13 protein-coding genes are annotated in these 14,800 nt (G+C 71.6%); 5 read left to right on the top strand and 8 right to left on the bottom strand.

Features of this window, described 5'->3' with window-relative positions; translation table 11 throughout:
• Positions 1 to 5: 5 nt before the first annotated feature.
• The gene (locus tag AB0K82_RS16180) at positions 6 to 1,310 is read right to left on the bottom strand and encodes a hemolysin family protein (protein WP_364397557.1); all 1,305 of its coding nucleotides are present in this window, start codon (positions 1,308 to 1,310) and stop codon (positions 6 to 8) included.
• A 94-nt stretch (positions 1,311 to 1,404) separates the two neighbouring features.
• Between AB0K82_RS16180 and galE the strand changes: the two genes are divergently transcribed.
• Positions 1,405 to 2,352, top strand: coding sequence for a UDP-glucose 4-epimerase GalE (gene galE, locus AB0K82_RS16185; protein ID WP_364397559.1), 948 nt, complete (start codon positions 1,405 to 1,407; stop codon positions 2,350 to 2,352).
• Positions 2,353 to 2,520: 168 nt separating this feature from the next.
• On the opposite strand, the gene AB0K82_RS16190 is transcribed toward galE, so the two are convergent.
• Together AB0K82_RS16190 and AB0K82_RS16195 are read right to left on the bottom strand one after the other, a co-directional pair.
• Entirely contained in the window at positions 2,521 to 3,783 is a 1,263-nt protein-coding gene (locus AB0K82_RS16190; protein WP_364397561.1) for an ABC transporter substrate-binding protein, read from the bottom strand.
• Positions 3,784 to 3,817: 34 nt separating this feature from the next.
• Entirely contained in the window at positions 3,818 to 5,086 is a 1,269-nt protein-coding gene (locus tag AB0K82_RS16195) for a Gfo/Idh/MocA family oxidoreductase (protein ID WP_364397562.1), read from the bottom strand.
• A gap of 82 nt (positions 5,087 to 5,168) precedes the next feature.
• Here AB0K82_RS16195 and AB0K82_RS16200 point away from each other — a divergent pair, with 82 nt between their 5' ends.
• From AB0K82_RS16200 to AB0K82_RS16210, 3 genes are read left to right on the top strand one after another with little or no spacing between them, the layout of a single operon-like run.
• Positions 5,169 to 6,299, top strand: a complete 1,131-nt coding sequence (locus tag AB0K82_RS16200) for an ROK family protein (RefSeq protein WP_364397563.1) — start codon at positions 5,169 to 5,171, stop codon at positions 6,297 to 6,299.
• 11 nt (positions 6,300 to 6,310) lie between these two features.
• Positions 6,311 to 7,420 (top strand): galactokinase, encoded by a 1,110-nt coding sequence (galK, locus tag AB0K82_RS16205; RefSeq protein ID WP_364397710.1) that lies wholly within the window; start codon positions 6,311 to 6,313, stop codon positions 7,418 to 7,420.
• 36 nt (positions 7,421 to 7,456) lie between these two features.
• Entirely contained in the window at positions 7,457 to 7,816 is a 360-nt protein-coding gene (locus AB0K82_RS16210) for a hypothetical protein (RefSeq protein ID WP_364397565.1), read from the top strand.
• A gap of 165 nt (positions 7,817 to 7,981) precedes the next feature.
• Here the strand turns inward: AB0K82_RS16210 and AB0K82_RS16215 are convergent, their stop codons facing one another.
• From AB0K82_RS16215 to AB0K82_RS16235, 5 genes are all read right to left on the bottom strand, one after another.
• The gene (locus AB0K82_RS16215; protein ID WP_364397567.1) at positions 7,982 to 8,347 is read right to left on the bottom strand and encodes a hypothetical protein; all 366 of its coding nucleotides are present in this window, start codon (positions 8,345 to 8,347) and stop codon (positions 7,982 to 7,984) included.
• A gap of 248 nt (positions 8,348 to 8,595) precedes the next feature.
• Positions 8,596 to 9,585 (bottom strand): malate dehydrogenase, encoded by a 990-nt coding sequence (locus tag AB0K82_RS16220; protein ID WP_364397569.1) that lies wholly within the window; start codon positions 9,583 to 9,585, stop codon positions 8,596 to 8,598.
• A 121-nt stretch (positions 9,586 to 9,706) separates the two neighbouring features.
• Positions 9,707 to 10,345: a hypothetical protein gene (locus AB0K82_RS16225; protein ID WP_364397570.1), complete on the bottom strand. Its 639-nt coding sequence runs from the start codon at positions 10,343 to 10,345 to the stop codon at positions 9,707 to 9,709.
• A gap of 320 nt (positions 10,346 to 10,665) precedes the next feature.
• Complete coding sequence (locus tag AB0K82_RS16230) at positions 10,666 to 12,897, bottom strand: NADP-dependent isocitrate dehydrogenase (RefSeq protein WP_364397572.1); 2,232 nt, start codon at positions 12,895 to 12,897, stop codon at positions 10,666 to 10,668.
• A 440-nt stretch (positions 12,898 to 13,337) separates the two neighbouring features.
• Positions 13,338 to 13,736 carry a DUF3017 domain-containing protein gene (locus AB0K82_RS16235; RefSeq protein WP_364397574.1) on the bottom strand — a complete coding sequence of 133 codons (399 nt, stop codon included), beginning with the start codon at positions 13,734 to 13,736 and terminating at the stop codon, positions 13,338 to 13,340.
• A gap of 284 nt (positions 13,737 to 14,020) precedes the next feature.
• On the opposite strand from AB0K82_RS16235, the gene AB0K82_RS16240 reads away from it, so the two are divergent.
• A complete protein-coding gene (locus tag AB0K82_RS16240; RefSeq protein ID WP_364397575.1) occupies positions 14,021 to 14,737 on the top strand; it encodes an FHA domain-containing protein in 717 nt (238 codons plus the stop codon).
• Positions 14,738 to 14,800 lie beyond the last annotated feature (63 nt).

Here is a 14,800-nt window from a genome sequence, read left to right on the forward strand (position 1 = left end):
TTCTCTCAGGCTTCCTCGGCGTCCGCCGGTGGGGTCGGCGGCGGGCTGAGGCGGACGCGTGACACACGGCGGCCGTCCACCTCGGTGACGGTGAGGCGATGACCGTTCACCTCGACGTTCTCCCCCACCTGCGGCAGGTGTCCGAGAACGGCCATCAGGTAGCCCGCGACCGTCTCGTACGGCCCTTCGGGCAGCTCCAGGCCGGTCTCGTCGGCGAACGCGTCCAGGTTGAGCAGGCCGTCGACCTCGAGCACGCCGCCGTGCAGGCGACGGGCGTGGGCGTCCTCGACGTCGTACTCGTCGCGGATCTCCCCGATGAGCTCCTCGACCAGGTCCTCGAGGGTGACGATCCCCGCGGTCCCGCCGTACTCGTCGACGACGATCGCCAGGTGGTGACCCTCGCGCCGCATCTCCGACAGCGCGGCCAGCACCCGCTTGCTCGCCGGCAGGTACAGGACCGGCCGGACCAGCTCGCCGACCGGGGTGGACCGGCCCGCGAGCTGCGGATCGAGCAGGTCGCGCACGTGCACGAACCCGATGACGTCGTCGTGGGAGTCGCGGTAGACGGGATACCGGGAGTGCGGGCTGCCGGTGGTGGTGCGCGCGGCCTTCGCCAGCGGCGTCGAGGCGTCGAGGAACTCCACCTCCGTGCGGGGCACCAGCACCTCGCGCAGCTGGCGCTCCCCGGCGTCGAACACCTCCTCGATCAGGTTCCGCTCGTCCAGGGCGATCTCCGTCGTGCCTGCCACCAGCGAGCGGATCTCCTCCGCCGTGATGGCCTCACGGGAGGTCTCCGGGTCGCCGCCGAGCAGCCGCACGACGAGGTTGGTCGACCGCGACAGCAGCCAGATCACCGGCCGCGACACCTTCGCCATCCGGTCGAGGAACGGCGCCACCATCATCGCGGTGCCCTCGGCCCGCTGCAGGCCGAGCCGCTTGGGCGCGAGCTCGCCGATGACGAGCGTGACGTACGAGATGATCAGGGTCACGCCGACGACGCCGATGAACCCGGCGAGCCCCTCCGACATGCCTTCTCGGATCAGGGCCTTCTTGGCGGTCTCGGACAACGTGATGGCGCCGTACGCGGAGGACAGCAGCGCGGTCAGCGTGACGCCGATCTGCACGACCGCGAGGAAGCGATTGGGGTCGCTGACGAGCCGCGCCACCGCGGTGCCGCGCCGACCGTGCTCGCCCATACGGCGGACCTGACTGTCGCGCAGCGACACGAGAGCGATTTCGGAGGCCACGAACAGCGCCTCGACGAGAATGAGCGCGAGGACGATCGCGGCGCTCACCAGCGTTTCTCTCATGAGAAACGCCTGTAACTATGTGGGTCGTCCATGTCCAGGTGGGTTGTTCGGAAAGACTAGAGCTGAAAGCGTACCCGCAAAGCTTGGAGGTCAAATGAAACTTCTCGTCACCGGGGGCGCCGGGTACATCGGCAGCGTCGTGTCGGCCCGGCTGCTGGAGGCGGGGCACGAGGTCGTCGTGCTGGACGACTGCTCGACCGGCCACGCCGACGCCGTGCCGGAGGGCGCGCGGCTCGTCCGGGGCACGCTCCGGGAGGCGGCCCACGAGACGCTGGCCGCCGGGTTCGACGGCGTACTGCACTTCGCGGCCAAGTCCCTCGTCGGCGAGTCGGTGGAGAAGCCCGGCCTCTACTGGGACAAGAACCTCGGTGAGTCGCTGGCGCTGCTCGACGCGATGCGGACCCACGGGACGCCGCGCATCGTGTTCTCCTCCACCGCCGCGACGTACGGCGAGCCCGAGCGGACGCCGATCCTGGAGACCGACCCGACCCGTCCGACCAACCCGTACGGCGCCTCGAAGCTGGCGATCGACACGACGCTGGCGGAGTACGCCCGGATTCACGGCCTCGGCGGGGTGAGCCTGCGCTACTTCAACGTCGCGGGCGCGTACGGGCGTTACGGCGAGCGGCACACCGTCGAGACGCACATCATCCCCAACGTGCTGAAGGTGCCGCTCGGCGAGCGCGAGTCGGTCGCGGTCTTCGGCACCGACTATCCGACGGCGGACGGCACCTGCGTCCGCGACTACATCCACGTCGTCGATCTGGCCGAGGCGCACCTGCTGGCCCTCGACGCCTGCGCGCCGGGCGAGCACGAGATCTTCAACCTGGGCAGTGGCTCGGGCTACTCGGTCCGCGAGGTCATCGACGTGTGCCGCGAGGTCACCGGGCACGAGATCCCGGCGGTGGAGAGCCCCCGGCGGGCCGGCGACCCCGCCGTGCTGATCGCCTCCTCCGCCAAGATCTCCGATCGGCTCGGCTGGAAGCCCGAGCGCGACCTGCGGTCGATGGTCACGGACGCCTGGGCGTTCGCGCGGCGGTAGGCCGGGACGCCCCGTCCAGGCCCCCGAGAACGGCCCGTCCCGGCCGGAGCGGCACGCTCCTCCCGAAACGGCGCCTCCCGGTGGAGCCGCACGTCCCGCCCCGAAGCGGCACGCTCCTCCCGGAGCGGCGCCTCCCTCCGGGAGTGGCGTGCCTCGTCCGGGAGGGCCTCAGTGGGCGGTGAGCGGGCCGAGCTTGGCCTGGAGGCCGGACAGGGCCTGTTCGGGGCTCTGCTGCCCGCGCAGCGCCGCGTAGGCCGCCTCCTGGATCGCGGTCGTGACGTCGCCGTAGCGGACGGCCTCGGGACGCGGCACGGCGTTCTGGATGGAGGTGGCCAGAGTCGGCAGGTACGGCTGCGCCGTGACCACCGCGCGGTCGGAGTACAGCGCGAGCCGGGACATCGGGTAGGCGCTGCCCAGCCCGAAGATCTTCTCGGCGTCGGCGCCGGTGACGTACCGGATGAAGTCCAGGGCCGTCTTCTTGTGCTTGGAGAAGGCGGAGATCGCGACGTTGTTCCCGCCGAGGGTGGAGGTGCCCGGGCCGATGCGCCCGGGCAGCGGTGCCACGTCGAACCTGCCCGCGACCTTGCTGGAGCCGTCGGTCTTGCCGGCCAGGGCGTAGACGTAGCCCCAGTTGCGGTGGAACAGCAGGTCGCCGGCTTCGAAGGCCCGCCGCCCGTTCTCCTCCTGGTAGGTCAGGGCGGCCTTGGGGATCAGGCCGTCCTTCAGGCCGTCGGTCAGGAACCGCAGCCCGGCGAGGGCCTCCGGTGTGTTCAACGCCGGCCGTCCGGAGGCGTCCAGGACGTGCCCGCCCGCGCTGTCGATCGCCTCGGTGACGTTGACGGTGAGACCCTCGTACTTGTCGTACTGCCCGGCGTAACAGCCGATGTCGACCGACTTGCGCACCTTGGCGCAGTCGTCGGTGAGCTCCTGCCAGGTCTTCGGCGGCCGGGCGACGCCGGCCTTCTTCAGCAGGTCGGTCCGGTAGTACAGCAGCCCGGCGCCGGTGAGCCACGGCGCGGCGTACAGCTTTCCGCGGTACTGCCCGGTCCGCAGCGACGGAGTGAGGAACCCGCTCGTGTCCAGGCCGGTGATCGGCTCGACCCACCGGTTCGCGGCGAACTCGGCGGTCCAGACGGCGTCCAGCGTGACGACGTCGAACGCCGTCGACTTGATCTGGGCGTTCTGGACGAGTTGCTGACGCTGCGCGTCGGCCGCCTCGGGCAGGTCGACGAGCGTGACCTTCGCGTCCGGGTGCGCGGCGTTCCAGCCGTCGACGACCTTCCGGAGCGTGCCGGTCGGCTCTTTGAAGCTCGCCCAGGTGATCGGTCCGCTGCCGGCCGAGGCGCCGGAGGTCCCGGAGGATCCACAGGCGCACAGCCCGAGGGCCAGGACGGCGCCGATGAGGCTCCGGCGCGGGAAACGGTGCTTCATGGTCACTCCGCGGGTCGGATCGGGTGCTCGGGGGTCAGGGGGGGGGGGGCGCGCCGTCCGGGAGGGAGATGACGGTGCCGGTGTGCCGGGCCCGTTCGGCCGCCCACACGAGCCGGTGGCTCGCCAGCGACGTACGGGCGTCCGAGAGGAGCAGCGACGGGTCGCCGGTGGCCAGCGCGGCGACGAACGCCTCGGCGAGGGCCTGGTCCGCCCCGCCGTGGTCGCCGGCCAGTGAGACCTCCTCCCCTTCGTCGGTCTCGATGACCTCCCGGGTGCCGGAGACGAAGTCGTCGACCGTGAGCCGGACGCCGTCACCCTCGATGAAGCCGTGCGAGCCGAAGATCCGCGTCTTGCGGAACCCCATGGGCGTGAAGGCGGTCGCGGTGAACGACGCGGTCACCCCGCCCTCGTACTCGATCGTGACGACCTGCTGGTCGACGGCGTCGTTGTCGCAGGCGTACACGCACCTGCCGTACGGCCCGTCGCGCAGGGCCGCGCGCACCCCTTCCGGCGAGGGATCGAAGGTCAGGGCGCTCAGCGGCCAGTGCGTCCGCGCCGGGTCGCCGACGAAGCCGAGGTAGGTGCGCGGCGCGGAGTACGGGCAGGACGGCTCCACCGCGCAGTCGAGGCACCGGTCGGCGGCGCCCTCGGGGCGGTTCTCGGGCCGGAAGTGGGTGAGCGCGCCGAAGGAGGACACGCGCACCGCGGGCCGGCCGATGATGTGGGCCAGCCAGTCGATGTCGTGGCAGCACTTGGCCAGCAGCATCGGGGAGGACTCGTCCGCGCGCCGCCAGTTGCCGCGGACGTAGGAGTGGGCGAAGTGCCACCAGCCGATCGGCTCCAGGTGCTGCACGCCGGCGACGGCGCCGATCCGCCCCGCGTCGAGCAGCCCCTTCAGCGTGCGGGTGTAGGCGGAGTAGCGCATCACGTGGCACACCGCGAGCATCACCCCGGCGCGCTCGGCGGCCGCCGCGATCGCCGCCGACCCGGCCTCGGTGGGCGCCATCGGCTTCTCGAGCAGCAGGTGGTAGCCGCGCTCGGCGAAGGCGACGGCGGGCTCGACGTGCTCGCCGTCCCGGGTGGCGACGATGACGCCGTCGGCCCGCCGGGGCAGCGCCGCCAGCTCGCGCCAGTCGGTGAACACCTGGTCCGGCCCGAGCCCGTGCTCGGCCGCGGCTCGCTCGCGACGCTCCGCGACGGGATCGGCCACCGCCACGACGCGGGCACGGCCGTCGCGGACCGCGCGGCGGCCGTAGTCCGAGCCGCGCATCCCCGCTCCGACGAGGGCCAAGGTCACCGACATCGACACCTCCGAGATTTATTAATGGAAGGTTGTTTAATATTGCTGAGGATCCGTCGCGCGGGCGGCGGATGTCAAGGGGGTCATGGTGAGACGAGGCGGCGACCCGTCCCGGCTGCGGCGGCTCAACTCCGCGGACGTGCTCGCGGTCCTCTACGCCCAGGGCCCTCGCACGCTCACCGAGATCAGCGCGGTGACCGGCCTGTCCCGCCCGACCGTCGAGGACGTCGTCGAGGGCTTCGTGCGGGACCGGATCGTCCGCGAGCTGCCGCCCGAGCCCGGCGGCGCCGGGCGGCCCGCGCGGCGCTTCCGTTTCGGCGCCGACGAGGGATTCGTCGCCGGGGTCGACATCGGGGTCCACAAGGTCCTCGTCATCCTCGCCGACCTCGAGGGCGAGGTCCGGCACGTGTGCCGCAGTGTGGTCGAACCCGAGTCCGGCCGCGCCGAACGCCTCGAGGCCGCGCGCACCGCCCTCGCCCGCGCCCTCGACGAAGGCGGGGTCGCGCCGGACCGCCTGCGCGCCATCGGCCTCGGCACCCCCGGCGTCGTCCGGGACGGCGCCGTCACCCTGTGCACCGTGCTGCCCGACTGGACCGGCCTGGACCTCGGTCACGCGCTGACCACCGGCGCCGCGCCGGTGGTCGTGGAGAACGACGCCAACCTCGCGACCATCGCCGAGCACTGGCGTGGGGCGGCCCGGGACGTACGGGACGCCGTCTGCGTCCTCGCCGGCAACCGCGTCGCGGCGGGCGTCCTCATCGGCGGCCGGCTCCACCGCGGGCACCGGGGCGGCGCCGGCGAGGTCGGCCGGTTGCGCGCCCTGCGCTGGGAGGACGCGCCGGACCGCCTTCTGGCGGCCTGTCCCGGAAACCGTGACCTGGCCGCCGTCTTCGCGGCCGCCCGGTCCGGCGACGCGCGGGCCACGGCCGCCGTCGGCGAGTTCACCGCCGACCTGGCCACCGGCACCGCCGCCCTGCTCCTCGCCGTCGATCCCGCCGTCGTCGTCGTGGGCGGCGGCCTGTCCCGCGCCGGCGACCTGATCGTCGATGGACTGCGCGAGCGGCTGGCCGCACTGTGCCCGCCTCCGCCCGAGGTCAGGGTGTCCGCGCTGGGCGACGAGGCGGTCGCCACCGGCGCCGTCCGCATCGCCCTCGAACGAGCGACCGCGGGCCTCTTCCCCGAGGGGCTGCCGATAGGATCAGCGCCCACACGATAGGCACGGTGATCATGGATTTTCGCGACTGCTTCGGGCGTGATCCGGAAGGAGTCTGGCGCGCCCCGGGTCGCGTCAACCTCATCGGCGAGCACACCGACTACAACGACGGCTTCGTGCTGCCCTTCGCGCTGGCCCAGGGCGTCTCGGTCGCGGCGGCCCGCCGCGACGACGGCGACCTCGAACTCCGTTCCCTGCAGTCGCCGGACCCCGTACGCGTCACCGAGGCGAAGCCGGGCCAGGTCACCGGCTGGGCCGCCTACGCCGCCGGGGTGGCCTGGGCGCTCCGCGAGGCCGGCCACGAGGTCGGCGGCGCGTCCGTGCTCATCGACTCCGACCTGCCCCAGGGAGCCGGCCTGTCATCGTCTGCGGCGCTGGAATGCGCCGTCGCGCTGGCCCTGTGCGACCTGTACGAGATCGAGGTGCCCCGGCCGGAGCTGGCCCGCATCGCCCAGCGCGCCGAGAACGACTTCGTCGGGATGCCCTGCGGCATCATGGACCAGTCCGCCTCGCTCCTGTGCACCGAGGGCCACGCCCTCCTGCTCGACTGCCGCAGCGGGCTGTCCGCCCAGGTCCCGCTCGACCTCACCGGCCTGTCCCTCCTGGTCATCGACACCCGCGCCGAGCACGAGCTGGTCGACGGCGGGTACGCCGCCCGCCGCGCCGCCTGCGAGAAGGCCGCGCGGATGCTCGGCGTCCCGGCGCTGCGCGACGTCGAGGACCTCGCCGCCGCGCTGCGCATCCTCGACGACCCGGTCCTGCGCCGCCGTACCCAGCACGTCGTCACCGACGACCACCGCGTGCAGGCGGCGGTGGGCCTGCTGCGGGCCGGCGCCGTCGCCGAGGTCGGCGCGCTGCTGACCGCCTCGCACCTGTCGCTGCGCGACCAGTTCGAGGTCTCCTGGCCGGAGGCCGACGTCGCCGTCGAGGAGGCCGTACGCGCGGGCGCGCGCGGCGCCCGGATGGTCGGCGGCGGCTTCGGCGGCTCGGTGATCGCCCTGGTCCCGGCGGACCGCGACGAGCGGGTGCGCGCGGCCGTCACCGAGGCGTACGCCGACCGCGGCTGGGAGGCGCCCCGTTTCATCGACGCCGTCCCGTCGGCCGGCGCCCGCCGCGTGTCCTGACACATCGGGATCGCCCGCACCGCCATCCTTGGTGGCATGCGGCGGTATGAGGCGATAACGGTGTTCCTGCTCCTCGTCGGAGGAGTGCTGCTCCCGGTGGCCGGCTGGCTGATCGGGGCGGTGATGCTCCTCGGCTCGTCGCGCTGGACGCTCCGCGACAAGCTGGCCGGCCTGCTGATCTGGCCCGGCGGGCTGGCCCTGGCCACGGCGCTCGTCGTGTTCGCCCCGACCCGGGAATGCGTGTACGTGGACGACGCGGGCGGCCACCGGCACGGCGGCCAGTGCACGGGCACCGCCCTGCCCGGCTGGCTCGGCGTCCCCCTCCTGCTCGTCGCGGTCGCCGGGCCGCTGCTGACGGCCGGATACCTCACCTGGCGCGCCCGCCGGTCGGCCTGACCCGCGCGGAAGGACCGCGGACCCACGACGGCGGTGGGCCCGCGCCGGATGATCCACCGGGGACCCGCGGCGCGGCGGCCCGCGCCGATCGCGGGCACTGACGGCGAAGGCCGCCGGATCCCGATCCGGGACCCGGCGGCCTTCACCGCCGTTCGGCAGACCGCGTCAGGAGCGGCCGCCCGCCTCGGACCGCGCGAGCAGCTTCGCGACCATCTCCCGCAGCTCGACCTGCCCGGCCATCAGCTCCGGGATGACCGCGACCCGTGCTCGGATCTCGCCCAGGTCCGCCGTGTTCGCCTTGACCTGCGCCATGTCCGTCTTCAGCTCGGCCACGTCGCCTTTGAGCTCGGCCACGTCGCCTTTGAGCTCGGCCACGTCGCCTTTGAGCTCGGCCACGTCGCCCTTGAGCTCGGCCACGTCGCCCGCGAGCTGGTCGAGTCGCCGCTCGATCCGGATGTGCGTGGTGTCATGGTCGTCCATGCGCCGCTCCAGGGTCGTGACCCGGGTCTGGATGTCCTCGATGACTCCCATGGTGCTTACCGCCTCCTCGGCTGGGGGGTTGGAATGAACCGAAGGGCGACCGCTGGGTGCGGTGAGTTCTTCCCTCCAAGCCCCTATCTCCGCCTGTCAGCCCTGAACAGACGGCCTGCGCGGAACCGACCAAGCTTTTGGGCCGGCTCTTTGGCCTGATGAGGTTCCTCCTGGCGGCAAGACTCACAGAGGTGACTCTCGGTGTCAACTCGATTACGGAGAGGATCATCGAGGATGGGCGGGACCGGTCAGATCAGGCCGAGGCCGCGGACGGCGTCGCGCTCCTCCTCCAGCTCGCGCACCGAGGCGTCGATGCGCTCGCGCGAGAAGTCGTCGATCTCCAGGCCCTGGACGATCTCCCACTTACCGTCCTTGACCACGACCGGGAAGGACGAGATCAGACCCTCGGGCACGCCGTACGAGCCGTCGGAGACCACGGCCATGGAGGTCCAGTCACCCTCGGGGGTGCCGTTCACCCAGGTGTGGACGTGGTCGATGGCCGCGCTGGCCGCCGAGGCCGCCGAGGACGCACCGCGCGCCTCGATGATGGCGGCGCCGCGCTTGGCGACCGTCGGGATGAAGGTGTCGCGCAGCCAGGCCTCGTCGTTGACGACCTCGGCGGCGTTCCGGCCGGCGACCTCGGCGTGGAAGATGTCGGGGTACTGCGTCGCGGAGTGGTTGCCCCAGATGGCGACCTTCTTGATGTCCGCGACCGGCGTCTGGACCTTCTTCGACAACTGCGCGATCGCACGGTTGTGGTCGAGTCGGGTCATCGCGGTGAAGCGGTCGGCCGGGACGTCCGGGGCGTGCGACTTGGCGATCAGCGCGTTGGTGTTGGCCGGGTTGCCGACCACGAGCACCCGCACGTCGTCGGCGGCGCCGGCGTTGATCGCCTCGCCCTGCGGCTTGAAGATGCCGCCGTTGGCCTCCAGGAGGTCACCGCGCTCCATGCCCTTCGTACGCGGGCGGGCGCCGACCAGGAGGGCGACGTTGGTCCCGTCGAACGCCCGCTTGGCGTCGTCGGTGACGTCGATGCCCGCCAGCAGCGGGAAGGCGGCGTCGTCGAGCTCCATCGCGGTGCCCTCGGCGGCCTTGACGGCCTGCGGGATCTCCAGCAGGCGCAGGTGCACGGGTACGTCGGCGCCGAGCAACTGCCCGGAGGCGATGCGGAAGAGCAGGGCGTAGCCGATCTGACCGGCGGCACCGGTGACGGTCACATTGACGGGAGTGCGAGTCATCGTGGTCTCCAGCTGGTACGAGGCCCGGGTCGAGCACCGAGCGGAGCTCCGATCGGGTCTCTCGTCGTCGAGATAGTCCAGGCGTCAGGCTATCGCGCGCCCGATCCCGCCCCCGCACCGCCTATCGCGGCCCCCGCGCCAGCAGCCCGGGCACCCGACTGTGCTTCGCGACCATGTTCTCGAGCCCACCACCGAGATACCCGAGAACCCGCAACGCCGACTCGTGATCCGCTTCCAGATGCCGATGGTAGATCGGCAGGTGATGCGCGACCCGGTTCCGGAGCGTCCGGAGTAGATCCAACTCTCGATGAAGAGGATCGCGCCGACGCACCCGGTAACCCGGAACGACCGATCGGAGCCCTCGGTACCAGAGCGCGTGTTCGTGAGAGCGCCCGAAGAGGGCGACCCAGAACCCGAAAGGGAGCTTGGCGACCGCGTCATCGGCCGACCAGCCCGGCTTGATGCGTGTGAGCTTGTCCGTTACAGCGACGATCATGTCCTGGGTGACGTGGTGCAGGGAAAGGTCTCGCGCCTCCCACCACTCGTCTCGCCCGTACTTCTCGCAGAGGTGAAGATGCACGGCGTTGCGGAGACCGACCTCGACGTACTGCAGAACTTCGTACATCGCGCCGGAGAGTTCCGTGTTCCAACAGTGCATCCGGAACGCTGCTTGCAGGTCGCCGGAAGAACCCGCCTGGTACTCCCCGAGCCTCGCCGGCGATAGAAGCCGCCTGAGACCCTCGTCCCCCGAATCCGCCACGTTCGCCTTCCACCCGTCGTTCCAATGACCTACACTCAGTGACGTACGCCCCGGATCCGCTTCCACCGCAAGGTGCGCGCCCGGGGCAGACCCTTTTCTGGGCTCAGCACAGCGGCCAGGCCGAAACCTTCGACACGACCCAGTGTGACGAAGATATTACTGCCCGTCTGGCATGTGGTGGTCGAATACGGCGCAGGCCGCCCGCCGGGTGCGGCGGACGGCCTACGGGTGGTCCGGAAGATCGGGCGTTGACCTTCTTCTGGGGGTTCTCGGTCAGGGCGGCGAGGAACTCCTGGTCGCCGCCGGCGAGCAGCGCCAGGTCACGCCGGTGATGCGGCGAGCGTCTCGAGGGCCTGGTTGAGCGTCTGCGACGGGCGCATGACGGCGGCGGCCTTGGCCGGGTCGGGGTTGTAGTAGCCGCCGATGTCGACCGGGGAGCCCTGGACCGCGAGCAGCTCGTCGACGATCTTGCCCTCCTGCGAGGTCAGCGTCTCGGCGAGCGGGACGAAGGCCTTGGCCAGGTCGGCGTCGTCGGTCTGCTTGGCCAGCTCCTGCGCCCAGTAGAGGGCCAGGTAGAAGTGGCTGCCGCGGTTGTCGATGCCACCGACGCGGCGGGTCGGGGACTTGTCCTCGTTGAGGAAGGTCTCCGTGGCCCGGTCGAGGGTGTCGGCGAGGACCTGGGCGCGGGCGTTGCCCGTCGTCTGCGCGAGCTGCTCGAAGCTGACCGCGAGCGCGAGGAACTCGCCGAGGCTGTCCCAGCGCAGGTAGTTCTCCTTGACGAGCTGCTGCACGTGCTTGGGTGCCGAGCCGCCGGCGCCCGTCTCGAACAGACCGCCGCCGTTGATGAGCGGCACGACCGACAGCATCTTGGCGCTGGTGCCCAGCTCCAGGATCGGGAACAGGTCGGTCAGGTAGTCCCGCAGCACGTTGCCGGTGACGGAGATGGTGTTCTCGCCACGGCGGATCCGTTCCAGGGAGAAGGCGGTCGCCTCGACCGGGGACTTGATCTCGATCCGCAGGCCCGCGGTGTCGTGCTCGGGCAGATACCGCTCGACCTTGGCGATCAGGGAGGCGTCGTGCGCGCGGTCCCGGTCGAGCCAGAACACGGCCGGGTCGCCGGTCGCGCGGGCGCGGGTGACGGCGAGCTTGACCCAGTCCTTGATCGCGGCGTCCTTGGTCTGGCACATGCGGAAGATGTCGCCGGCGCCCACCGTCTGCTCGAGGACGACGTCGCCCGCCTCGTCGATGACCCGCACCGTACCGGTGACCGGGATCTCGAAGGTCTTGTCGTGGCTGCCGTACTCCTCGGCCTGCTGTGCCATCAGGCCGACGTTCGGAACCGAGCCCATCGTCGCCGGGTCGAAGGCGCCGTTCGCCCGGCAGTCGTCGATGACGACCTGGTAGACACCGGCGTAGCTGCTGTCCGGGATGACGGCGAGCGTGTCGTGCTCCTGGCCGTCCGGGCCCCACATGTGGCCGGAGGTCCGGATCATCGCCGGCATCGAGGCGTCGACGATGACGTCGCTGGGGACGTGCAGGTTGGTGATCCCCCGGTCGGAGTCGACCATCGCGAGGTCCGGGCCCGCGGCGAGCTCGGCGTCGAAGGACGCCTTGATCTCCTCGCCGTCGGGAAGCGACTCCAGGCCACGGAAGATCCCGCCGAGGCCGTCGTTCGGCGTCAGGCCGGCCCCCGCGAGCGTCTCGCCGTACTTGGCGAACGTGTTGGGGAAGAAGGCGCGCACCACGTGGCCGAAGACGATCGGGTCGGAGACCTTCATCATCGTGGCCTTGAGGTGGACCGAGAACAGCACGCCCTCGGCCTTGGCGCGCGCGACCTGCGCGGTGAGGAACTCGCGCAGCGCCGCGACGCGCATGACGGACGCGTCGACGACCTCGCCCGCCAGGACGGGTACCGACTCGCGCAGGACGGTGGTGGAGCCGTCGTCGCCCGCCAGCTCGATCCGCAGCGAGCCCGCCTCGGCGATCACCGTGGACTTCTCGGTGGACCGGAAGTCGTCGGCCGTCATGTGCGCGACGTTCGTCTGCGATTCCGGCATCCAGGCGCCCATGCGATGCGGGTGGGTCTTGGCGTAGTTCTTGACCGACGCGGGGGCCCGGCGGTCGGAGTTGCCCTGGCGCAGCACCGGGTTCACCGCGCTGCCCTTGATCCGGTCGTACCGGGCTCGGATCTCGCGCTGCTCATCGGTCTTCGGCTCGTCCGGGTAGTCCGGCAGCGCGTAGCCCTGCTCCCGCAGCTCGGCGATCGCGGCCTTCAGCTGGGGGATCGAGGCCGAGATGTTCGGCAGCTTGATGACGTTCGCACCGGGGGTGTCGACCAACTCGCCCAGTTCGGCGAGCGCGTCCGGGATGCGCTGGTCCTCCGTGAGGTACTCCGGGAAGGCGGCGATGATGCGCCCGGCCAGGGAGATGTCACGGGTCTCCACGGTGACGCCGGCGGTCGAGGCGTATGCCTGGATCACAGGCAGGAACGAATACGTCGCCAGGGCGGGTGCCTCGTCCGTGTGGGTGTAGATGATGGTCGAATCAGTCACCGGGTGCTCCGCTTCACGCTCAACAACATTCGTCAGCAACTCTCATACGAGACAGATGGGCGGGGTCGGCCGCCCTCAGCAGGTCTCAGTCGATCCCTCACGTTTCCTATCGACCAGACGGTCTTCGCGGAGCCCCAGGTGTACGGGGGACTGGAATGCGAACCACCCCGGCGCGGGGAGACACCCCGCGACGTCCAGCGACCGCGATGGGGGGACATTCCGATCAGCATGAGTGACCTGGCGCACATTTTCCAGTATCGCGACGGGCTCCTTACCTGCAGCCTGCATCATCCCACTGCCCATCCGCGGGTCGAGCAAAGAGGTCGGGCTTCCGGGAGGAGGCGCCGTCGGACGAGCGTCAACGCACCGCGCCGCCGGGCGGGCGTCAACGCACGGCGCCGAGCCGGGCGCACGGTGCCGGCGCCCTCGACTCCGGCAGTTCACTGCCCCTTCGCGACGAATGCTACGAGCGTGACACCGACCGCGGCGACCGTCATGAGCATGACGTCGACCCACCGGCGCCGTACCGCGAGCATGCCGGTCTGGCTCTCCGGGAGGACCAGCCGGGCGAGCGCGCCGATGAACACGGAGGCGGCGATCAGCATGCTGCCCCGCCGGAAGTGGTTGGTCGCGACCACGGCCAGGCCGGCGGCGACGCCGCAGAGGACGAAGATGTACGGCAGTTGCCCGAGCCATCGTGGCACCGCCGGACGGGCCGGCGCGCGCTCCGCACGCCGTGGGGACGGTGGCGTCTTCGGCCCCGGGGCGGGTTGCGCCGCGGCGGGAACGTCCCCCAGGGACGTGTCGTAGGACTCCGGTGGCCCGTACTGCTCCGACATACCCCCTATCTTGGCAGCGCCCGCGCGTGACCCGCTCACCTATGGCGCGGACGGCGGGCGCACCGCGAGATCCGGCGCGGCCCGTCGTTCATCCGGCGCGCGCCCGTCGCGCTCACCGGTGGCCACGCGGACACCGCCACCGAGCGCTCCCGTGGTGCTTCTCGGAGGGTCGAATGTCCCGTAATCTCCGGTGTACTCGGCCTTACCCACCGGTAGGCGGGTGTGACCATGGCCGGTCCGGGTAACCAGGCAGACAGGGGTCGCTAACTACTGGAGGGACCGCTGTGGAGGGCCCGTACATACGGATCGAAGAAACCGGCACGGTACTGCCACTGCGCTCTGAGGTCATGACCGTCGGGCGAGGTCGGGGCGTGGACATACGACTCGACGATCCCAGCGTGTCCCGGTTGCACGCCGAACTGGTCCGCCGCGGTCCGTACGTCTACGTCGTGGACCTCGGCCTGTCGCGCAACGGCACGCGCGTGAACGGACGGCCGATCGCCCGGCGCGTGCTCGAGGACGGTGACGTGGTCAGCTTCGGCGCCGCGCGCTGCCGGATGGGCGGCATACCGCGCGAGGACGTCGATCCGGACGTCGAGCTGCGCCGTGCCGTCGCTCCGGAGCTCACCCGCCGCGAGATCGACGTGCTGACGTCGCTGTGCCGGCCCGCCCTGTCCGACGAGGCGTTCGTCGCGCCCGCCACGGCCCGGGAGATCGCCACCGACCTGGTGGTGACCGAGGCGGCGGTCAAGCAGCACCTGCTGCGGCTGTACCAGAAGTTCCGCATCCCGGAGGGCGCCAACCGGCGGACCCGGCTGGCCAACGAGGTCATCGCGCTCGGGCTCGTCCGCCCGCTGCCGCCCGTGCACGTGCCGCCCCAGGGCGGCCGTCCGCCCGAGCCGGCCCGTCGCCCCGACGGCACCCGGCCGGGCACGCCGCCACAGCCCCGTCAGCCGACGGCGTCCGGTCAGCCCACCGCTCCGGGGCGGCGCGCGAGCTGACGCGGCCGGCCTTACCGGGACAGCGGCCGACGGCACCGCCGCGCCGACGGCCCACGACAGGCC

The organism is Actinoallomurus sp. NPDC052274 (assembly GCF_040679475.1).
Classification (GTDB): Bacteria; Actinomycetota; Actinomycetes; order Streptosporangiales; family Streptosporangiaceae; genus Actinoallomurus; species Actinoallomurus liliacearum.